Origin of the sequence: Alloalcanivorax venustensis ISO4, from assembly GCF_015356855.1 — a bacterium.
GTDB lineage: Bacteria > Pseudomonadota > Gammaproteobacteria > Pseudomonadales > Alcanivoracaceae > Alloalcanivorax > Alloalcanivorax venustensis.
In genome coordinates this window covers 30,574-49,978 of the sequence record NZ_ARXR01000008.1, presented here as the reverse complement: position 1 = coordinate 49,978, position 19,405 = coordinate 30,574, and the positions used below count along the sequence as shown (strand labels likewise).

Here is a 19,405-nt window from a genome sequence, read left to right as displayed (position 1 = left end):
GTAGCGGTGATCTCTTTTACTAAACGTGTACTTCCAGGTCCACCGGGATATTGCCGCGGGTGGCGTTGGAGTACGGGCAGACCTGGTGGGCGGTGTTGACCAGCTCTTCGGCCTGCGCCTGCTCCAGGCCGGGCAGCGTGACGCTGAGGGTGACGGCGAGACCGAAGCCCTGGCCGTCCGGGCCGATGCCCACTTTGCCGTCGATGTGGGTGTCTTCGGGCAGCTTCACCTTGGCTTTGCCGGCGACCAGCTTGAGGGCGCCGAGGAAGCAGGCGGCGTAGCCGGCGGCGAACAGTTGCTCCGGGTTGGTGCCTTCACCGCCGGCGCCACCGAGGGCCTTGGGGGTGGTGAGTTTGACGTTGAGCTGGTCGTCGCTGGAGACGGCGCGGCCGTCACGGCCGCCGGTGGCGCGGGCTTCGGCCTGGTAGAGGATTTTTTCTACGGACATGGTGGTTCTCCTTTTGGGTTTGAGAGATGGCTCTGGAATCCTGCCGGGTGGCTATAAGCCACCCTTTCGCGGGCGGGGCCCGCTCCCACAGGGCCCGCTCCTACGATAATTTCTGGCGGAGGTCGTCGAGCTGGGCTTTCAGGGCCGCCAGTTCTTCGGGCTCGCACTGGCTGGCGCAGGCCGCCGCTTCGGGGATCGCTTCGGCGCGCTCACGCAGGGCGCGGCCCTGGTCGGTGAGGCGCACCTCCACGCGGCGCTCGTCGTCGGCGGCGCGGCGGCGGGCGATCAGCCCGGCGCTTTCCAGGCGCTTGAGCAGCGGCGTCAGGGTGGCGGAATCCAGGAACAGGCGCTCGCCGATGCGCGACACGCTGAGCGGCGCGTTGTCATCGGCGCCCTCCTCCCACAGCACCATCATCACCAGGTATTGGGGATAGGTGAGGTCCAGCTCGCGCAGCAGTTTCCGGTACACCTTGGCCATGGCCAGGTTGGTGGAATAGAGGGCGAAGCAGACCTGCAGGTCGAGCTTGAGCAGGGTGTCGGTGCGATTATTCATAGGGCGATATTAAATAGCGCGCTATCTAATGGCAAGCCCACGGAGTCATTATGGTATGTGGACGATCACCTGCACTTTGTGTAGTGTAAGAGAGCAAATTGACATTTAACTCTGGCACTGCTAGCGTCTTCCGCACGAGGAAGACGCTAGCAGTGCCAGATAAAAAAATCCTTTAAAATCAAAGGGTTACAGAGATGAAACAGCACATTGAAGTTCGCGTACCACAGCATCTGCCTTTTTTGGAGGCAATTTGCTGGGATTTGCGTAACGTTCGCGTGCTTACAAACGATGAAATGCTCAACCGTTACGAGCGGGGCTGGGCCTATCGCGGCGTGCTTGCCGATCTGGAAGGCACGGAGCGCGGGTTCGTGAAGCAACTCGCCGCCCGCAAAGGGTCTTGGCTCCAGGTCGATGTTTGATCATCCGCATCACCGTAAAATCCATCACATCCTGACCTCCCTCGACTCTTCCCTTTTTGTTGAAGCCGAAGCCTGTTTCGGGGGCGGGACACTGATTTCTTTGCTCCACGGAGAGTATCGCTGGAGCAAAGATATCGACTTTCTTTGCCCGGTGGGCAGCGGCTACCGAACATTGCGAAAGGCCGTCATGGAAGCCACGGGCAAGCCCGAGTTCCTTTTCAAAAAAACGACGGGACTGGAATTTCCCCGGGATATCAAAGCCGACCAATACGGCATTCGCTTTCTAGTCGTCGCGGATGACACGCCGATCAAATTCGAGATCGTCTGTGAAGCTCGAATCGACCTGGAATCGCCGGAGCAACCCGATTGGCTCAATATACCTTGTCTGAGCACCATCGACCGGTATGCGGAAAAGCTGCTTGCCAACGCGGACCGATGGAACGACTCCAGCATTGAGTCGCGGGACCTTATCGATCTCGCCGTGCTAAGGCTCAACGAAGGTTCGAGCGAACAGGCCATCGCCAAGGCGGAAGATGCTTATCCCGTGCTGGTTCCACTGGAAAACGCGCTGAAAAAATTTCAAGGCTCCGACGACTACAGGCGCAAGTGTTTCAGTGCTCTCGAAGTCCGGGATCGAGCGTTGATTCTGGATGGCATTGATCTGCTTGCAAGCGATCAAGAACTTCCTGTTACCCAAAGATCACGCGACGAACTTCACCGCTAACAGCACAAACAGGCTCTCTGGGATCCTGCCGGCCGGCTGGAAGCCGGCCTTTCGCGGGCAAGGCCCGCTCGCACAAGCGCTTCAGGCCTGGCGTTCGATGAGCATGGCGACGCCCTGGCCGACGCCGATGCAGAGGCTGACGAGGGCGTAGCGGCCACCGGTGCGCTCGAGCTGGCGCAGGGCGGTGAGGGCCACGCGCACGCCGGAGGCGCCCAGCGGGTGGCCGACGGCGATGGCGCCGCCGTTGGGGTTGAGGCGCTCGTCGTCGCCCTGCAGGCCGAGCTGCTTGCAGCAGCCGAGTACCTGGGCGGCGAAGGCTTCGTTGATTTCGATCACGTCCATGTCGGCCAGGGTGAGGCCGGCGCGTTCCAGGACCTTGTTGCAGGCGTGCACCGGGCCCAGGCCCATGACGCGGGGCGGTACGCCGGCGACGCCGCCGGCGATGATGCGCGCGCGGGGGGCGATACCGGCTTTTTCGCCGGCGGCGCGGGAGCCGATGATCAGGGCGCCGGCGCCGTCGTTAACGCCGGAGGCGTTACCGGCGGTGACCACGCCGCCTTCAACGATGGCGGGCAGCTTGGCGAGCTTATCGACGCCGGTACCGGGGCGCGGGTGCTCGTCTTCGCTGACCGACAGCGGCGGCTTCTTGCGGCCCTGGGGCACCTCCACCGGCAGGATTTCCTCTTTGAAGAAACCGTCCACGCGGGCGTCTTCGTAGCGGCGCTGGGACTGGGCCGCGTAGGCGTCCGCCTGCTCGCGGCTGATGCCCAGATCGGAGGCCACGTTCTGGGCGGTTTCCGGCATGGTGTCGCCGCCGAACTGCTTGAGGATCTTGGGGTTGGGGAAGCGCGCGCCGATGGTGGAATCGAACATCGGCATGCTGCGGCTGTAGGGGCTTTCCGCCTTGGCCATCACGAACGGGGCGCGGCTCATGGATTCGACGCCGCCGGCGATCACCAGCTGGCCTTCATCGACGGTGACCATGCGCGCCGCGTCCAGGGTGGCGGCCAGGCCGGAACCGCACAGGCGGTTGACGGTGAGGCCGGCCACGGATTCCGGCAGCCCGGCCAGCAGCGCCGCGTGGCGGGCCACGTTGCGGGCGTCTTCACCGGCCTGGTTGGTGTTGCCGGCCACCAGGTCTTCATAGAGGGCGGTGTCGAACGGGTTGCGCTCAATCAGGGCGCGAACCACGTGGGCGAGCAGGTCGTCCGGGCGGACCGGCGCCAGAGCACCGGCGTGGCGGCCGAAGGGGGTGCGCAGGCCGTCATAAATGTAGGCGTCGAGCATGGTTGGTCCTCGTTGGTCAGGCGGCTACGCCGCCGATTCAGGATTCAGGATGCAGGATTCAGCGCGAATCGGGCCGTGCCGAACGAAAACCACCGTGGCCGCGCACGAACGTTCAAGCGCGGGCGCAGGCATCCCGAAGACATTGTGCCGTCCCCGCGCTGTACCCTGAATCCTGCATCCTGTATCGCGCCGCCAGGCGCATGTCCGCTAAGCGGAACACAATTCCGAAACTTGACGAAAAGCATAGGTCGTGACAGAGTTTGATGCAATACGCTGACTAAAACCAACGACAGAACAACGCCCATGATTCGCGACCAGGAAGTACTCAACCAGCTCGTCGATACCATCCACCGTTTCGTCCGCGACCGCCTGATTCCGGCGGAGCAATCCGTGGCCGAGAACGACGCCATTCCCGAGGACATCGCCCGGGAAATGAAAGAGATGGGTTTGTTCGGTTTGTCGATTCCCGAGGAGTACGGCGGCCTGGGCCTGACCATGGAAGAGGAAGCCCTGGTGGCGTTCGAGATCGGCCACACTTCGCCGGCGTTCCGCTCTTTCTTCGGCACCAATAACGGCATCGGTGCCCAGGGCATTCTGATCGACGGCACCGAAGAGCAGAAGCAGAAGTACGTGCCGCGCCTGGCCACCGGCGAAGTGATCAGCTCGTTCTGTCTGACCGAGCCGGACGTGGGCTCCGACGCGGCGAGCCTGAAGACCCGCGCGGACAAGGACGGCGACCACTACATTCTCAACGGCACCAAGCGTTACATCACCAACGGCCCGGAAGCCGGCCTGTACACGGTGATGGCGCGCACCGACCAGAACAACAAGGGCGCCGGCGGCATCACCGCCTTTATCGTGGAAGGCGACACGCCGGGGCTGATCCGCGGCAAGCCGGACGTGAAGATGGGCCAGAAAGGCGCCCATGTGTGCGATATCACCTTCGAGGACTGCCGGGTGCCCGCCGAGAACATTATCGGCGGCAAGGAAGGCCAGGGCTTCAAGACCGCCATGAAGGTGCTGGACCGGGGCCGTCTGCACATCTCCGCGGTGTGCGTGGGCGTGGCCGAGCGTCTGATCGAGGACGCGCTGCGCTTCGCCATGGAGCGCAAGCAGTTCGGCGCGCCGCTGGCCGACCATCAGTTGATCCAGGCGATGCTGGCCGATTCCCGCGCGGAAGCGTTCGCCGGCCGTTCCATGGTGCTGGAAGCGGCGCGCAGTAAGGACGCCGGCAAGAACGTCAGCCTCGATGCCTCCTGCTGCAAGCTGTTCTGCGCCGAGATGGTGGGCCGGGTGGCGGACCGCGCCGTGCAGATTCACGGCGGCGCCGGCTACATGGCCGAGTACGCGGTGGAGCGCTTCTACCGCGACGTGCGCCTGTTCCGGATCTACGAAGGCACCACCCAGATCCAGCAGATCGTCATCGCCAGGGGCATGGTTCGCGACGCGCAATAGCGGCTGACGCCGCGATTCAGGATGCAGGATACAGGGTTAAGGGTTAGCACCGCGCCGCCTCCTGTATCCTGTATCCTTCATCCTGTATCGCAATGACAATGCTGAGATTCTCCCTGCCGATCTGCATGATCGGCACCTTGATGGCGCTCACCGCCGACAGCGGGTTGCAAGACATCGGGCTATGGATGGCCCGCCCCGCACTTCTTATCTATCTGATCGTTCAATGGCCCCGCCAAGGCTATCTGGCCCGAGGGCTGCAGCTGGTGGCGCTGACCCTGGCGACCTCGGTGGCGGCGTTCCACTCCGACCCTCTGCCGATTCTCCTCGACGCCTGGGACCGCTTCTGCTTCTTCGCCACCTTCGTGTCCGCCCTGGGGCTGCTGCGGGTGTCGGCGATGCGTTCGCGGTTGATCCGCGACGCCGGCCAGGTGCTGATCCGCCAGCGCCCGACGTGGCGCTACCCTACTCTTTCGCTGGGCAGCGCCCTGTTCGGCATGATCGTCAATATCGGCGTGCTCAATCTGTTCGGCGCCATGGTGCAGCGCAGCAACAGCCTGAGGGCGGCCGGCGGCGTTAAGGCGATTCAGTCGATCCGCGAGCGGCGCATGATGATGGCGATGCTGCGCGGCTTTTCGCTGGCGCCGCTGGTGTCGCCGCTGGGGATTACCCTGGCGGTGATTCTGTCGACCATGCCGCAACTGACCTGGTCGACGATCGCGCCGGTGGCGTTCCCCACCGCCGGCCTGGTGTTCTTCCTCGGCTGGGCGCTGGACTGGCTGCTGCGGCCCCGCCACCTGACCGCCCCGACCGCATCCCGCCCCGCTTCCGGGCCGCTCTACCGTTTTATTCTGCTGGCGCTGGGCATCACCGTGCTGGTGTTCGTGGTGAGCCTGGGCCTGGACGTGCGGCTGCCGGTGGCGGTGCTGATCGCCTGCCCGCTGAGCGCGGTGGGCTGGATGGCGGTGCAGCGGCGGCGGCTGGGCGGCGGCACCGGGGTGGTGCGCGCGGTGACCCTGCTGGGCCGGCATTCACGGCTGATCTTCGGCGCCAGCCGCAATGAGATCGCGGTGCTGGGCGGCTCGGCGTTTCTCGGCGGGCTGTTGATTCCGCTGGTGGACCAGGCGTGGCTCGGCGACCTGCTGATCGCCACCGGCCTGCACGGCGCGCCGGCGGCGGTGACGGCGATGCTGGTGGTGCTGCTGCTGGCCCAGGTGGGGCTCAACCCGATCGTGTCGGTGACGCTGATCGCCGGGCTGTTCGCCGACACCCATGTGATCGGCCTGGAGCCGCAGGTGCTGGCCGTGGCGCTGATGAGCGCCTGGAGCCTGGCGATGATCTCGTCGCCGTTCACCGCCGCCATGATGGTGCTGGCGCAACTCACCGGGCGCTCGCCCTATACCCTGGCCTGGCGCTGGGACGGGTTGTTCTTTTTGCTGCTGCTGCCGCTGATCAGCGGCTGGTTGTTTGTGGTCGATGCGTTTTATTGAGCCGGCGGAGCGCCGCCCAGCCAATTTATACAATGCAACCGACATTCTCGGCGGTATGTTGAGAGCTGATTTTGTGCGAGCGCGCCTTGTGGGAGCTTGCCCTGCAAGCGAAAGGCAAGCTTTGCTTGCCGGCAGGATCCCAGAGAGGTTGTTTGTGCCACCGTTAGAAAGGCCTCTGGAATCCTGCCGGGTGGCTGTAAGCCACCCTTTCGCGGGTTGGGCCCGCTCCCACAAAGGCCCGGCCCCACAAAGTGCGGTCAGGCGCTGAAATAGAGGCGGCCGTCGCGCTCCTGGCGGGTAACGCGGCCGGTGGCGAGCAGGCAGTTGAGGTGGGCGATGCTTTCACCCATGGCGAACATCAGCTGGTGGCTGTCGAGCTTGCGCTTGAACAGCACCGGCAGCAGATCGTGGGCGGTGATCGGCTGTTGCCGGCAGGCGTCCTCGGCGGCGTCGAGCTGCTCGCGGTGGTGATCGCAGAGGTCGTTCACCCGGGCGTGCAGGCCGTGGAACGGCAGCCCGTGGGCGGGCAGCACCAGGGTGTCCTCGTCCATGGCGTCGCGCAGGGCGCGCAGGGAGTCGGTGAAGGCGGTGACCGGGTCGTCCTCCGGATCCAGCGCGCGCACCGTCAGGTTGCTGGAGATTTTCGGCAGCACCTGGTCGCCGCTGATCAGCACCTGGTCGCGCTCGCGGTAAAGGCAGATGTGCTCCGGGGCATGGCCGCGGCCGATGTGCACCCGCCAGGTGTCGCCGTTGACGGTGACGGCGTCGCCGGCGGCCAGGGTTTCCGGTTGCGGCGGCAGTTCCGGCAGAATCTTGCGGAAGGTGTTGCCGCGCCCGGCCAGGGCGTCCAGGTCGTCACCGGGCACGCCGTGGCGGCCGAAGAAGGCGCGGAAGTTGTCGCCGATCTCCTGGTCGCTGGCCGCGTGCAGCTGGGTGGTGAGCGCCCACTCGCCCCGGGTCATCCACACCGGGGCCTGGAACTGCCGCGCCAGCCAGCCGGCCTGGCCGATGTGGTCCGGGTGGTAGTGGGTGACGATGATACGGTGGATGGGCCGCCCGCCCAGGGCATCCTGGAAGGCGGTGCGCCAGATTTCCTGGGTGTGACGGGACGAGAAACCCGTGTCCACCAGGGTCCAGCCGTCGCCGTCCTCGAGCAGCCACAAATTGATGTGGTCGAGGGCGAACGGCAGAGGAAAGTTCAACCAGTGCACGCCGGGGGCCACTTCCCGGCGCTGACCGGGTTCCGGGGCCTGATCGAACGGGTACCGAAGCGGGTCGGTCATAACAAAACATCCGTAGCAGGGAGACGAGAATGCAAGCGTGGCAAATCCAAGACGACCACACGATTAAGCTGGCGTCCATGACCACACCGGAGCCGGGACCGGACCAGGTGCGCGTGAAAGTGCGCGCCATGGGCGTGAACCGGGCGGATATCTTGCAAGTGAAGGGGCTTTACCCGGCGCCGCCGGGCTTCGACAGCAGCGTGCCGGGCCTGGAATACGCCGGTGAAATCGAGGCGGTGGGCAGCCAGGTGATGGGCCGCAAGGTCGGCGACCGGGTGATGGGCCTGATTCCGGGCTGTGCCTATTCCGAATACCTGGTGACCCACGAGCGTGAAACCCTGACGCTGCCGGACGAGATCGACTTCGCCACCGGCGCCACCATTCCGGAAGCGTTTCTGACCGCCTACCGGGCGATGTTCCTGGAAGGCGGCCTGCAGCCGGGGCAGTGGGTGCTGGTGCGCCCGGCCACCGCCGGCGTCGGCCTGGCGGGCGTGCAACTGGCCAACGCGCTGGGCGCGCGGCCGATCGGCTCGAGCCGCAACCTGGACAACCTGGCCACCGCCCGCGAGATGGGGCTGGTGGAGGGCGTGCTGGAGGACGACACCCTGCCCGAGCGCCTGAAAGAGATTACCGGCGAGGGCGTGGCGGTGATCTTCGACATGGTGGGCCCGGACTGGAACCAGCTGCTCAAGGGCCTGCGCATCGAAGGCACGCTGGTGATGATCGGCGTGCTGGGCGGCACCAAGACCGAGCTGGACCTGCGCGGCATGATGCAGCGCCGGCAGACGCTCACCGCCATGACCATGCGCAGCCAGCCGCTGGAGAAGCGCATCGCCATCGCCAATGTGTTCAACGACCGCCTGGCACCGCTGTTCGCCAACGGCCGCCTGCGGCCGCTGCCCTTGAAGACGTTCCCGTTCAGCGATGCGCCGGCGGCGCACGCGCACATGATCGAGGACGCGTTCAGCGGCAAACGCGTGTTGGAAATCCAATGAGCGATACAGGATGCAGGATACAGGATGAAGATCACGCACTGCGGGTTCCCCTGAATCCTGCATCCTGAATCCTGTATCGCGCCCGCAGGGCGCTATGCGACAACCCATAACGTCAATATCATTGTTATATTAATGAAATACTATTTCACAACAAAAGAGGTGCCGCAATGACCGAAGCTACCGCGACTCGCCAGAGCCAGATGAGCCAGGCCGAGTGGGAAGTGCGCAAGGACCTGGCCGCCGCCTACCGGCTGGTGGCCCTGTACGGCTGGGAAGATCTGGTGTTCACCCACCTGTCCGCGCGCGTGCCCGGGCCGGAGCATCATTTCCTGATCAACCCCTACGGCTGGCTGTTCGACGAGATCACCGCGTCGTCGCTGATCAAAGTGGATTCCGAGGGTGAGATCGTCGATCCCGGCGCCACCAACCGGGTCAACCCGGCCGGCTTCACCATCCACAGCGCGGTGCACATGGCCCGCGAGGAAGCGGGCGCGGTGCTGCACCTGCACGCCGCCGACGGCGTCGCCGTGAGCGCCCACGAGGAAGGCCTGCTGCCGCTCAGCCAGACCGCCATGCTGTGCCTGGACCACATCAGCTTCCACGACTATGAAGGCGTGGCGCTGAACCTGGACGAGCGCGAGCGGCTGGTCAAAGACCTGGGCGACAAGAACATGATGTTGTTGCGCAACCACGGCACCCTGACCGTGGGCAAGACCGTCGCGGAAGCCTTCACCTACATGTACTTCCTGATGAAGGCCAGCGAGATCCAGGTGCGCACCCTGGGCCAGGGCGAGCCCTACCTGCCCTCCCAGGCCGCCATCGACACCACCAGCGACCAGTCCAAGCAGCTCGGCATGGCCAGCCAGCTCACCTGGCCCGCCCTGCTCCGCAAACTCGAGCGTATCGGCAGCGACTACGCCACCTGATTACTCAGGCGGCCCAGTTCTCGAGGAAGAGATCGGGCACACGCTGGAATTCACGCTGGTTGTTGGTGACCAGAGTGGCGCCGAGAGCCAGCGCCTGCGCCGCAATCAGCGTGTCCATCGGACCGATGGGCGTGCCGGCGCGCTCCAGGTGGGCGCGCAGCTCGCCGTAGCGCCCCATGGCGGTTTCGTCGAACGGCAGGATATCCAGCGGTGCCAGAAACTTCTCCAGCGCATCACGATTACGTCGCGATCCGGTTTTCGCAACGCCGAAAGCCAGTTCCGCGCCACTGACACTCGATAGCGCCACCTGCCCCGCCCGCAACCCTCGCAGATGCTGAAACACCCGTTCCGGTTTGCGGTTGATAATGTAGATGCAGATGTTGGTATCCAACAGGTAGAGCGGATCAGTCATGGGAAGAGTTCGTCCCGTTGTTGACTGTCCGGCTGCTCTCGCTCGATCTCAAAACCGGTCTCGAACTCGTCCAGAGCCTCACGCATCACCGCCCAGGGGTCTTCCGCTGGCAATAACAACACGCCATTGCCGAAGCGCCGGGCAATCACTTCCGTCCCCTCGAACCGCAACTCCTTGGGCAGCCGCACCGCCTGACTGCGGCCCGACATAAATACTTTGGCTAGCATCGTCATCAAGAGGCCTCCCGGAGGCTGATGATATATACCAATGATAGATATCATCTTATTTCTCCTGAATCAAGTTTTCCGGGGGCCAGGCGCAATCCCAGTGGGGATAATCGCCGAGGAAATCAACAAGACCGGCGCGGAGGGGGTTGGCCACGATGTAGCGCGCCATTGCGGCGAGGTCGTCCTGCCGGCGCAGGGCGCGCTCGTGAAAGCCGACGTGCCAGAGTCGCTCGTTGCCACCCCTGCCCGCCCGGCGCCAGCGCTGGGTAGCAACGGATTTCGCTTTCTGGACCGTAGTGGCCAGATCCGCATGCTCACGCAACACCAGCAACCAGTGAATGTGATCAGGCATAACCACATAGCCGAGCGTGACAGCGTGCGCCCGGGTAGCGCGCAGGGCCTGCACGAAACAGCGGCCGCTTTGTAGCGTGGCAAAATGCGCCTGCCGACCGTGGCAGGTGATGGTAATCAGGTAGATGCGTCCGGACCCGCGAGCGCGGCCGTTACGCAAGCGGTAAAATTTAGCCTTCCTTGGCATGGTGATACCTCCTTGTTGGTGGAGGTATCACCCTAGCCCGTGACGGCCGCTTCCTCTGTCAGCCGAGGCTGATTTTGTTGTAGTCATTAAGCCCGCATGCGGAGGGCGGCGAGCATGGTTTCCAGGCGGGGGACGGGGACGCCGTGCTTCCGGGCGATGGCGACCACGTTGCCGAGGATGGCGTCGAGCTCGATGGGGCGGTCGTTGAGGTAGTCGAGCGCCATGCTGTTTTTATAGGCGGGCATCTTGCGGGTGCCGTCGATGTTGCTGTCGATGATCTCCGGCGGCAATGCGTAGCCGTCGGCTTTGGCGGCGTCGATCACTTCCTGCATCATTTCGCGCACCAGTTTTTCGCCGCCGGGGGTGTCGAGCATGGTGTAGGTGTCGGCGCCGTTGGCGAGCACGGAGAGCGGGTTGAAGGGGGTGTTCCAGACGCATTTGAGCCAGCGTTCGCGGACCACTTCCTCGGTGAGTTTGATGTCGATGCCGCCTTCCACGAACAGGTCGCTCAGGGCCTGGCAGTGGTCGTCCAGACCGCTGGGGTAGCGGCCCATGACCAGCCGGCCGTAGGCGTTGTGTTTGATTTCACCGGGGGCGACACGGCTGACGGCGATGAACGCCAGGCAGCTGATGATCGGGTTGTCGGGGAAGGCGTCGGCCAGTTCCCGTTCGATGTCGAGGCCGTTCTGGATCAGCACGATGTTGGTGCCCTCGCCCACCCAGGGGCGGACCAGGCCGGCGCGGTCGCTGCCGGGCAGGACCTTGGTGGCGAGGATCACGTAGTCCGGGGTGCTGTCCGGGCGGTCGCCGTCCTTGTAGAGGTGATCCGGTTTCCAGGAAATGTCACCCAGCGGGCTCTCGAAGCGGAAGCCGTGCGCTTTGACGGCGTCGTATTCGGAACGCACCACGGCGCTGACGGTGCAGCCGGCGCGCTTGAGGATGGCGCCGTAGAAGCTGCCGATGGCGCCGGCACCGATGATCAAGGCGTGGGGTTTCAGGTTACTCATTGAAAAACTCTCCTAATTGGCAATAAGCCCTCGCCGCATGGAGCGCAGCGGCCAGAGCGCCAGCAGATAAACAATCAACAACATCAGAAAGGCGTCATCGAACCCGACCTCGAAGGCGTGCGGGTGACCGGCCTCCGGGTGAGCTTGCCAGTAACGGTCACTGAAGAATTGTACGCAGATGGCACTGAGGTTAACGCCGATGGCGCCGCCGGTCTGGCGCCCGAAATTGATGATCCCGGAACCCTGGGGGATCAGCGCCGGCGGCAGCAGCGTGAGGCTGCCGGTGGTCACCGGCGGCATGATCAGCCCCAACCCGACCCGGCCCAGGGCGGCCCAGGCCACCAGCCAGACGGCGGCGGTGGTCTGGTCGGCGGCGCGCATCATCACCATGCTGGCGATGAAGAACGCCAGGCCGCCGGCGATCATCCGCGCCAGGGGGATGCGGTCGGTGAGGTAGCCGACGAACGGAAACACGAACGCCATGGCGAGGCCGGCGGGCATCAGCATGAGGCCGGCGCTGGAGGCGCTGAACCCGGACACCTGCTGGAAGTACAGCGGCATCATATAGGTGGAGCCGAACACGCCGGCACCCATGACGATGGACAGCAGGAAGCCGCCGGTGAAGCCCGGCGCGCCGAACACGCGCAGATCGAACAGCGGGTTCGGGCAACGTCGTTGCCAGAGCGCGAACAGGAGCAACAGCAGCGGCCCGCCCAGCAGGGCGCTGAACAGCAGCGGGTCCAGCCAGCCGCGCCGCAGGCCCGACGCCAGCGCCCAGAGCGTGGCCACCAGCCCCAGGCTGAGCAGGATCAGCCCGGCCCAGTCGAGACGCGGCGCCTCGTCCTCACGGTGGTCGGGCAGGAAGCGCCCGGCGATCACCATGGCCAGCAGGCAGGCGGGCAGCACCACGAAGAACACCGCCCGCCAGGACCAGGCGTCCACCAGCACGCCACCCAGGGCGGGGGCGATGGCGGGGCCGAGGATCACGCCCATGCCGTAAATGCCCATGGCCTGGCCGCGTTTGTGCAGCGGGAACACCTGGAAGATGGTGATCATGGCGTGGGGCTGGATCATGCCGGCGGTCACACCCTGCACCACGCGGGCGAGCACCAGCAGGCCGAAGCTGTTGCTGACGCCGCCCACCAGGGAGGCAATGATGAAGATCGCCATGGCGAGCAGGAAGGCACGCCGGGAGCCGAACCGCGCCACCGCCCAGGCGTTGAGCAGCATGCCCACGGTCATGGCGGCGAGGAAGCCGGTGGCGATCCAGTGCACCTGGTCCTGTTCGAGACGGTACTCGGCCATGATGGTGGGCACCGCCACATTGATGATGGTGGAGGCCAGCACCACGGACAGGGTGCCGAGCATCACCGTGACGGTGGCGTACCATCGATAGGCCGGCCCATAGCGCTCGAACAGACGCTCTATGGCGGGATTTTCGGGCATGGGAGGTGCCCGTTATTTTTTGGTCGGGTCGTCGCCGACCTGGATCAGCAGCTTGCCGCGGTTTTTACCCTGCAACAGACCCTGGAAGGCGCTGACCGCGTTTTCCAGACCCTCGACCACGTCTTCCTGATATTTGACCTTGCCCTCGCTGATCCACACCGGCATGTCTTTGAGGAAGTCGCCCTGGCGGTGGATGTAATCAAACTGGATAAAGCCTTTGATCAGCAGACGCTTGACCAGCACCTTGCCCATGAAGCCGGGCAGACGGTCCGGGCCTTCCGGCATGGCGGTGTCGTTGTAGTGGGCGATGCGGCCGCACACCGGGATGCGGGCGAAATCGTTGACCAGTTCCATCACCGCGTCGAAGGTTTCGCCGCCGACGTTCTCGAAGTAGACGTCGATGCCGTCCGGGCAGGCCTTGGCGAGCTGCTCGCGGAAGTCGGCGTCCTTGTAGTTGACGCAGGCGTCGAAGCCGTAGGCGCCGACCACGTGCTTGCACTTGTCCTCGGCGCCGGCCACGCCGACCACGCGGCAGCCCTTGAGCTTGGCGATCTGGCCGACCACCTGGCCGACGGCGCCGGCGGCGGCGGACACCACCACGGTTTCGCCCTTCTGCGGCTTGCCGATTTCATCCAGGCCCACGTAGGCGGTGAAGCCGGGCATGCCGAGCACGCCCACGGCGGTGCTGATCGGCGCCTGGGCCGGGTCCAGCTTGCGCATCGCCTTGGGCGAATTGACGGAGTATTCCTGCCAGCCGCCCGGGCACAGCACGTAGTCGCCCTGCTTGAAGTCGCCGCTGCGGGATTCCACCACCTGGCCGACGGTGGCGCCTTCCATCACCGAGCCTTCCTCGACGCTGGCGGCGTAGGACTTGGCGGCGCTCATGCGGCCGCGCATGTAGGGGTCCAGGGACAGATAGATGGTGCGTACCAGCACCTGGCCCTCGCCCACTTCGGGCACGGCGCCTTCCTGGAGCTTGAGGTTTTCGTCACCGGGCATGCCGGTGGGGCGTTTGGCGAGAATGATCTGACGATTGACGGACATTGTGGAGCTCTCCCTGAAGCTGAATTGTTATTCGCGCTTGGCGGTTATAAGAAAACGGTGGTGAATAGTTAATAGTTAACAGTGAATAGTTAATAGCGAAACAACGCGCCTGCCGGCGCGGGAAAGCCTGGAAGCGCCTCCCCAGCTGTTAACTGTTCACTCTTAACTGTTAACTAAAAAGGGCGGCCCGAAGGCCGCCCTTTTTTCACGCTGCGTGGTCGTCCACGTCGATCAGGTCTTCGAGAACACCGAGGTGGTATTCGCGGTCGCCCAACCAGTGGTCGATCATGACGATGCGCTTGGCGTAATGGGAGACCGGAGTCTCTTCCATCATGCCCATGCCGCCGAACAGCTGGATCGCTTCCTCGGCGACCTTGCGGCCGGATTTGCCGACCTGGGCCTTGGCGGCGGAGATGCGTTTTTTGCGCAGTTGCGGCTCCACGTCGAGGCTGCAGGCGGCGAGCATGGTGATGGAACGTACTTTTTCCAGCTCCATGCGCATTTCCACCATGCGGTGCTGCAGGGCCTGGAACTTACCGATCGGCACGCCGAACTGCTGGCGTTCCTTGATGTAGTCCAGGGTCTGGTCGCAGGCCACTTCCATGGCGCCGGAGGCTTCGGCGCACAGGGTGATCAACGCCAGGTCGAGGGTCGCTTCCAGGGCGTCGAGGGCCTTGCCTTCGTCGCCGAGCAGCGCGTCGGCGCCGACTTTCACGTCTTTAAAGGTGATGTCGGCGGCGTGCAGGCCATCGATGGTCGGGTAGCCGCGGCGGCTGACGCCGTCGGCGCCGGCGTCGACGATGAAGGCGCTGAGGCCGTCTTTGTCGTTGCCGCTGCCGCCGGTGCGGGCGATCACCACCAGCTGGTCGGCGCTGTCACCGTGCAGGACCACGGCTTTCTCGCCGTTGATCACATAGCCGTCGCCGTCTTTCTTGGCGCTGGTTTCCACGAAGCGGTGGTCGTAGCGACCCTTGGTTTCGTAGTTGGCCAGGGCGAAGCGGGTTTCACCGCCGATGATGGCCGGCAGGTACTGCTCTTTCTGGGCGTCGTTGCCGAGCTTGTCGATCAGCACGCCGGAAAGCACCACGGTGGCCAGGTAGGGTTCCACCACCAGGCCGCGGCCGAAGCCTTCGGCCACTACCATCAGTTCCGGGCCGCCGCCGTTGAAGCCGCCGGCCTCTTCGGAGAACGGCACGCCCAGCAGGCCCAGTTCGGCGAACTGGGTCCAGGTGTCGGTGCTGAAGCCGTGCTCTGATTCCAGTGCCTTGTTGCGGGCGTCGAAGGTGTAGCTGTCACGGACCAGACGACCCACGGTCTCTTCGAGCATGCGCTGCTCGTCGCTGAATTTGAAATCCATGTTCGTCTCCTAGAGCCTGATCGGCATTAGTTCATCTTTGCGCTGCTGCCCGAAAACGTGGCAGACAAGGCGCGTGGTGCAGCCCTTGGTGGCGCCAAGGGCAAAGCGCGCAACGCGGGCTGCCGCGTTTTCGGGCGCAGCCCGGAGGGACGGGCCAGTTTCCGCGCAGCGCGGCGTCATTCGTCGTTCATTTGGCATAACCAAACTTCTCTCCTCATTCCTTGCTCTGCGCGGAAACTGGCTCCGTCGCAAAGCTGAAATAATGTCGATCAGGCTCACAGACCGAGAATCATCTTGGAGATGATGTTCTTCTGAATTTCGTTGGAGCCCCCGAAAATGGAGAGCTTGCGGAAGTTGAAGTAACGGCTGGCCACGGACCCGGCGAACTCGGGGCCGACGGTCTCGCCGTCGAAATCACCGGCCAGCTGTTCCGGCAGGAACGGCAGCGCGTGCGGGCCGGCGGCGCGGCGGAACAGATCGGTGATTTCCTGGCGCAGCTCGGTGCCCATGATCTTCAGGAAGGAGCTTTCCGCGCCCGGTACACCACCGGCTTCGGCGGCGGCCACGGTGCGCAGGTTGGTCATTTCCAGGGACATCAGCTCCATTTCCACGTCCGCCAGGCGGCTGCGGAAGTGCGGCTCTTCGATCAGCGGCTTGCCGTTGACCTGCTGCTCGCGGGCCACCTGCTTGAGGTGCGCCAGGGCGGCCTTGGAGCTGCCCACGCCGGCGATGCCGGTACGCTCGAAGGTGAGCAGGTACTTGGCGCAGGTCCAGCCTTTGTTTTCTTCGCCGACCAGGTTTTCCACCGGCACTTTGACGTCGTCGAAGAACACTTCGTTGACTTCATGCTCGCCGTCCAGGGTGATCAGCGGACGCACGGTGATGCCTTCGCTTTTCTCCATGTCGATGAGCAGGAAGGAGATGCCTTCCTGTTTCTTGGCGTCCGGGTCGGTGCGCACCAGGCAGAAAATCATGTTGGCGTGCTGGCCCAGGGTGGTCCAGGTCTTCTGGCCGTTGACGATGTAGTGGTCACCGTCGCGCACGGCGCGGGTTTTCAGGCCGGCCAGGTCGGAACCGGCGCCCGGCTCGGAGTAACCCTGACACCACCAGTCGTCGCTGCGCAGGATGCGCGGCAGGTAGTAGTCTTTCTGTTCCTGGGTGCCGAACTTGATGATTACCGGGGCGACCATGTTGACGCCGAACGGCAGCACGGTGGGGGCGCCGGCTTCCGCGCACTCTTCTTCGAAGATGTGCTTCTGGATCGGGCTCCAGCCGGTGCCGCCGTACTCTTTCGGCCAGTGCAGGGCCAGCCAGCCCTGCTCGTTGAGAATTTTCTGCCAGCGGATGGTGTCTTCCTTGCCAAGGCGCTTGTGCTCTTTCACCTTGCTGGAAATGTCCTTGGGCAGCTTTTCGTTCAGGAAGGTACGCACTTCGTCACGGAAGGCGCGCTCTTCGGCGGTGTAATTAATGTCCATAATAACCTCTGTGTCTTAGGCGGCTTAGGGGCTTCGCGTTCAGCTGTAGAAGCCCTTGCCTTCTTTAGCCAGTTTTTCCAGCAGCGCGGCCGGCTTCCAGGTGTCGGAGCCGGTTTCCTGGTGAATCTGGCTCACCTTGTCGTAAATGGTCTTGAGGCCCACGGAATCGGCCCAGAACAGGACGCCACCGCGGTACACCGGGAAGCCGTAGCCGTAGATCCAGATCACGTCCACGTCCAGCGGGCGGGCGGCGATGCCCTCTTCCAGGATCTTGGCGCCCTCGTTGACCATGATGTACATGCAGCGCTCGAGGATTTCCTGGTCGGAGATGTCCCGGGACTGGATGCCGTTCTCTTCGCGGAATTTAGCGATCAAGGCGTCGACTTCGGATGAAGGCACCGGGGTGCGGTCGCCTTCCTTGTAGTCGAACACGCCGGCCTGGGTCTTCTGACCGAGACGGCCCTGCTCCACCAGATCGTCGGTCCAGTTACGCGGCGGTGCGTTGTCCGGGTCTTCCTTGCGCAGCTCTTCGCGGATGCGGTAGCCCACATCCATGCCGGCCAGGTCGGACATGGCGAACGGGCCCATGGGGAAGCCCAGGTCGAACAGCACTTTGTCCACCTGCGCCGGGTTGGCGCCTTCGTTGACCAGCTGTACCGCTTCCGCCTGACGCTTGTGCAGCATGCGGTTGCCGACGAAGCCGTGGCATACGCCCACTAGCACGCCGACCTTGCCGATGCGGCGGCTCAGGTCCATGACGGTGGCGGCCACCTCGTCGGAGGTTTTCTCGCCGCGCACGTTTTCCAGCAGCTTCATCACGTTGGCGGGGCTGAAGAAGTGCATGCCCACCACGTCCTCGGGACGCTTGGTGAACGAGGCGATGCGGTTCACGTCCAGGGTGGAGGTGTTGGTGGCGAGGATGGCGCCGGGCTTGCAGACCCGGTCCAGCTCGGTGAACACGGCTTTCTTGACGTCCATGTTCTCGAACACCGCTTCGATCACCAGGTCCACGTCGCTCAGGTCGTCATAGCTGAGCGTGGGCTGAATCAGCGCCATGCGCTGCTCCACCTGTTCCTGGGTGATGCGGCCTTTCTTGGCGGTGTTCTCGTAGTTCTTGCGGATCACGGCGATGCCGCGTTCCAGGGCGTCTTCCTTCACCTCGAGAATCTTCACCGGGATGCCGGCGTTGGCGAAGTTCATGGCGATGCCGCCGCCCATGGTGCCGGCGCCGATGATGGCGGCGCTTTTCACGTCACGCTTGGCGGTGTCCTTGGGCAGGCCCGGTACCTTGGCCACTTCGCGCTCGGCGAAGAAGACGTGGCGCTGGGCGCGGGACTCGGGGCTCACCAGCAGCTCGGCGAACAGCTCGCGCTCGCGCTTCATGCCTTCGTCGAAGGGCAGTTCCACGGCGGCCTGGACCGCTTTGATGCAGTGGAACGGCGCTTTGAAGCCGCGCTGTTTGCGGGCGATGGACTTCTCGTAGTTGGTGAACAGGTCCGCGTCTTCCTTCTTCACGTCGAGGTCGCGGATCTTGCGCAGCGGGGCGTTGTCGGCCACCAGCTTGCGGGCGTAGGCGAGCGCGCCTTCGAGCAGATCACCGCCGACCACTTCGTCGACGATGCCGACCTTGAAGGCGTCCTTGGCTTTCACCGGGTTGCCGCCGACGATCATGTCCAGGGCGGCCTTGGCGCCGACCAGACGGGGCAGACGCTGGGTGCCGCCGGCGCCGGGCAGCAGGCCCAGCTTCACTTCCGGCAGGCCGACCTTGGCGGATTCCAGGGCGACGCGGTAGTCGCAGCCCAGCGCCACTTCCAGGCCGCCGCCCAGGGCGGTGCCGTGGATGGCGGCGATCACCAGCTTGTCGCTGCTTTCGTATTCGCTGATCACGTCCGGCAGGGCGGGCCCGGCGGGCGGCTTGCCGAATTCGCGGATGTCGGCGCCGGCGGGGAAGGTGCGGCCTTCGCCGATCACCACCAGGGCTTTGGCCTGGTCGTCTTCCAGGCCCTGGCGCAGGCAGTTGACCAGCCCTTCGCGTACACCCTGACCCAGGGCGTTGACCGGCGGATAGTCGACGCCGATAACACCGATGTCGCCTTCAAGACGGTAGCTCACTACCTCGCTCATGATTCCTCCTTCAGCGGGGGACCCGCGGTGCGGCGGCCGGAGGGGCCGCGACGGCGCCGCGCATCCCGTGGAAACGGTTCTCTCCCGGACGCTTCAGTATAAGAAAATCCGGGCCATTATCAATTATTTCGGAATTAGGTTTTATCTAGCGGACAATAGCCGTAACCAAAAAGGGCACCATCAGGGTGCCCTTTTATG

General features: G+C 64.3%; 19 protein-coding genes. 6 read left to right on the top strand and 13 right to left on the bottom strand.

The features are described from left to right. Positions 1–19 precede the first annotated feature (19 nt). Both ISO4_RS06810 and ISO4_RS06805 read right to left on the bottom strand, forming a co-directional pair. On the bottom strand, positions 20–448 hold the full coding sequence (locus ISO4_RS06810; protein WP_194855632.1) for an organic hydroperoxide resistance protein: 429 nt from the start codon (positions 446–448) through the stop codon (positions 20–22). 100 nt (positions 449–548) lie between these two features. Continuing rightward, entirely contained in the window at positions 549–1,001 is a 453-nt protein-coding gene (locus ISO4_RS06805) for a MarR family winged helix-turn-helix transcriptional regulator (RefSeq protein ID WP_194855631.1), read from the bottom strand. 194 nt (positions 1,002–1,195) lie between these two features. On the opposite strand from ISO4_RS06805, the gene ISO4_RS16970 reads away from it, so the two are divergent. Beyond that, entirely contained in the window at positions 1,196–1,420 is a 225-nt protein-coding gene (locus ISO4_RS16970) for a hypothetical protein (protein WP_228547973.1), read from the top strand. After that, positions 1,413–2,144, top strand: a complete 732-nt coding sequence (locus ISO4_RS06800) for a nucleotidyl transferase AbiEii/AbiGii toxin family protein (protein ID WP_228547972.1) — start codon at positions 1,413–1,415, stop codon at positions 2,142–2,144. Before ISO4_RS16970 ends, ISO4_RS06800 begins: the two co-directional genes overlap by 8 nt. An 81-nt stretch (positions 2,145–2,225) precedes the next feature. Here ISO4_RS06800 and ISO4_RS06795 read toward each other — a convergent pair whose 3' ends face one another. Continuing rightward, positions 2,226–3,431: a 3-oxoadipyl-CoA thiolase gene (locus ISO4_RS06795; protein WP_194855630.1), complete on the bottom strand. Its 1,206-nt coding sequence runs from the start codon at positions 3,429–3,431 to the stop codon at positions 2,226–2,228. A gap of 303 nt (positions 3,432–3,734) precedes the next feature. Here ISO4_RS06795 and ISO4_RS06790 point away from each other — a divergent pair, with 303 nt between their 5' ends. Then, entirely contained in the window at positions 3,735–4,886 is a 1,152-nt protein-coding gene (locus ISO4_RS06790; protein ID WP_194855629.1) for an acyl-CoA dehydrogenase family protein, read from the top strand. A 98-nt stretch (positions 4,887–4,984) separates the two neighbouring features. After that, the gene (locus ISO4_RS06785) at positions 4,985–6,373 is read left to right on the top strand and encodes a hypothetical protein (protein ID WP_228547971.1); all 1,389 of its coding nucleotides are present in this window, start codon (positions 4,985–4,987) and stop codon (positions 6,371–6,373) included. A 257-nt stretch (positions 6,374–6,630) separates the two neighbouring features. Here ISO4_RS06785 and ISO4_RS06780 read toward each other — a convergent pair whose 3' ends face one another. Continuing rightward, the gene (locus tag ISO4_RS06780; RefSeq protein WP_194855628.1) at positions 6,631–7,656 is read right to left on the bottom strand and encodes an MBL fold metallo-hydrolase; all 1,026 of its coding nucleotides are present in this window, start codon (positions 7,654–7,656) and stop codon (positions 6,631–6,633) included. 29 nt (positions 7,657–7,685) lie between these two features. On the opposite strand from ISO4_RS06780, the gene ISO4_RS06775 reads away from it, so the two are divergent. Together ISO4_RS06775 and ISO4_RS06770 are read left to right on the top strand one after the other, a co-directional pair. After that, positions 7,686–8,651: an NAD(P)H-quinone oxidoreductase gene (locus ISO4_RS06775; RefSeq protein WP_194855627.1), complete on the top strand. Its 966-nt coding sequence runs from the start codon at positions 7,686–7,688 to the stop codon at positions 8,649–8,651. Between the two features lie 167 nt (positions 8,652–8,818). Then, on the top strand, positions 8,819–9,577 hold the full coding sequence (locus ISO4_RS06770; protein WP_194855626.1) for a class II aldolase/adducin family protein: 759 nt from the start codon (positions 8,819–8,821) through the stop codon (positions 9,575–9,577). 4 nt (positions 9,578–9,581) lie between these two features. On the opposite strand, the gene vapC is transcribed toward ISO4_RS06770, so the two are convergent. From vapC to ISO4_RS06725, 9 genes are all read right to left on the bottom strand, one after another. Continuing rightward, a complete protein-coding gene (gene vapC / locus ISO4_RS06765) occupies positions 9,582–9,989 on the bottom strand; it encodes a type II toxin-antitoxin system tRNA(fMet)-specific endonuclease VapC (protein WP_067608358.1) in 408 nt (135 codons plus the stop codon). Continuing rightward, positions 9,986–10,222 (bottom strand): antitoxin, encoded by a 237-nt coding sequence (locus ISO4_RS06760; protein ID WP_228547970.1) that lies wholly within the window; start codon positions 10,220–10,222, stop codon positions 9,986–9,988. Before ISO4_RS06760 ends, vapC begins: the two co-directional genes overlap by 4 nt. 49 nt (positions 10,223–10,271) lie before the next feature. Further along, positions 10,272–10,754 carry an REP-associated tyrosine transposase gene (locus ISO4_RS06755; RefSeq protein WP_067608354.1) on the bottom strand — a complete coding sequence of 161 codons (483 nt, stop codon included), beginning with the start codon at positions 10,752–10,754 and terminating at the stop codon, positions 10,272–10,274. Positions 10,755–10,840: 86 nt separating this feature from the next. Continuing rightward, on the bottom strand, positions 10,841–11,761 hold the full coding sequence (locus tag ISO4_RS06750; protein ID WP_194855625.1) for a ketopantoate reductase family protein: 921 nt from the start codon (positions 11,759–11,761) through the stop codon (positions 10,841–10,843). 12 nt (positions 11,762–11,773) lie between these two features. Continuing rightward, a complete protein-coding gene (locus ISO4_RS06745) occupies positions 11,774–13,207 on the bottom strand; it encodes a DHA2 family efflux MFS transporter permease subunit (protein WP_194855624.1) in 1,434 nt (477 codons plus the stop codon). A gap of 12 nt (positions 13,208–13,219) precedes the next feature. Then, positions 13,220–14,251 carry an NADP-dependent oxidoreductase gene (locus ISO4_RS06740; RefSeq protein ID WP_194855623.1) on the bottom strand — a complete coding sequence of 344 codons (1,032 nt, stop codon included), beginning with the start codon at positions 14,249–14,251 and terminating at the stop codon, positions 13,220–13,222. 205 nt (positions 14,252–14,456) lie between these two features. Beyond that, entirely contained in the window at positions 14,457–15,608 is a 1,152-nt protein-coding gene (locus ISO4_RS06735) for an acyl-CoA dehydrogenase family protein (RefSeq protein WP_142948373.1), read from the bottom strand. 275 nt (positions 15,609–15,883) lie between these two features. Next, positions 15,884–17,083, bottom strand: coding sequence for an acyl-CoA dehydrogenase family protein (locus ISO4_RS06730; RefSeq protein WP_142948372.1), 1,200 nt, complete (start codon positions 17,081–17,083; stop codon positions 15,884–15,886). A 39-nt stretch (positions 17,084–17,122) separates the two neighbouring features. Then, entirely contained in the window at positions 17,123–19,207 is a 2,085-nt protein-coding gene (locus ISO4_RS06725; RefSeq protein ID WP_194855622.1) for a 3-hydroxyacyl-CoA dehydrogenase NAD-binding domain-containing protein, read from the bottom strand. Between the last annotated feature and the right edge of the window lie 198 nt (positions 19,208–19,405).

What these genes read in the sequence shown, in the direction of transcription:
- ISO4_RS06725 (WP_194855622.1), bottom strand. Translation starts at nt 19,207, where the DNA reads ATGAGCGAGGTAGTGAGCTACCGTCTTGAAGGCGACATCGGTGTTATC.
- ISO4_RS06770 (WP_194855626.1), top strand. Translation starts at nt 8,819, where the DNA reads ATGACCGAAGCTACCGCGACTCGCCAGAGCCAGATGAGCCAGGCCGAG.
- ISO4_RS06785 (WP_228547971.1), top strand. Translation starts at nt 4,985, where the DNA reads ATGCTGAGATTCTCCCTGCCGATCTGCATGATCGGCACCTTGATGGCG.
- ISO4_RS06740 (WP_194855623.1), bottom strand. Translation starts at nt 14,251, where the DNA reads ATGTCCGTCAATCGTCAGATCATTCTCGCCAAACGCCCCACCGGCATG.
- ISO4_RS06800 (WP_228547972.1), top strand. Translation starts at nt 1,413, where the DNA reads ATGTTTGATCATCCGCATCACCGTAAAATCCATCACATCCTGACCTCC.
- ISO4_RS06780 (WP_194855628.1), bottom strand. Translation starts at nt 7,656, where the DNA reads ATGACCGACCCGCTTCGGTACCCGTTCGATCAGGCCCCGGAACCCGGT.
- ISO4_RS06730 (WP_142948372.1), bottom strand. Translation starts at nt 17,083, where the DNA reads ATGGACATTAATTACACCGCCGAAGAGCGCGCCTTCCGTGACGAAGTG.
- ISO4_RS06750 (WP_194855625.1), bottom strand. Translation starts at nt 11,761, where the DNA reads ATGAGTAACCTGAAACCCCACGCCTTGATCATCGGTGCCGGCGCCATC.
- ISO4_RS06735 (WP_142948373.1), bottom strand. Translation starts at nt 15,608, where the DNA reads ATGGATTTCAAATTCAGCGACGAGCAGCGCATGCTCGAAGAGACCGTG.
- ISO4_RS06755 (WP_067608354.1), bottom strand. Translation starts at nt 10,754, where the DNA reads ATGCCAAGGAAGGCTAAATTTTACCGCTTGCGTAACGGCCGCGCTCGC.
- ISO4_RS06790 (WP_194855629.1), top strand. Translation starts at nt 3,735, where the DNA reads ATGATTCGCGACCAGGAAGTACTCAACCAGCTCGTCGATACCATCCAC.
- ISO4_RS06745 (WP_194855624.1), bottom strand. Translation starts at nt 13,207, where the DNA reads ATGCCCGAAAATCCCGCCATAGAGCGTCTGTTCGAGCGCTATGGGCCG.
- ISO4_RS16970 (WP_228547973.1), top strand. Translation starts at nt 1,196, where the DNA reads ATGAAACAGCACATTGAAGTTCGCGTACCACAGCATCTGCCTTTTTTG.
- ISO4_RS06760 (WP_228547970.1), bottom strand. Translation starts at nt 10,222, where the DNA reads ATGACGATGCTAGCCAAAGTATTTATGTCGGGCCGCAGTCAGGCGGTG.
- ISO4_RS06805 (WP_194855631.1), bottom strand. Translation starts at nt 1,001, where the DNA reads ATGAATAATCGCACCGACACCCTGCTCAAGCTCGACCTGCAGGTCTGC.
- ISO4_RS06795 (WP_194855630.1), bottom strand. Translation starts at nt 3,431, where the DNA reads ATGCTCGACGCCTACATTTATGACGGCCTGCGCACCCCCTTCGGCCGC.
- ISO4_RS06775 (WP_194855627.1), top strand. Translation starts at nt 7,686, where the DNA reads ATGCAAGCGTGGCAAATCCAAGACGACCACACGATTAAGCTGGCGTCC.
- vapC (WP_067608358.1), bottom strand. Translation starts at nt 9,989, where the DNA reads ATGACTGATCCGCTCTACCTGTTGGATACCAACATCTGCATCTACATT.
- ISO4_RS06810 (WP_194855632.1), bottom strand. Translation starts at nt 448, where the DNA reads ATGTCCGTAGAAAAAATCCTCTACCAGGCCGAAGCCCGCGCCACCGGC.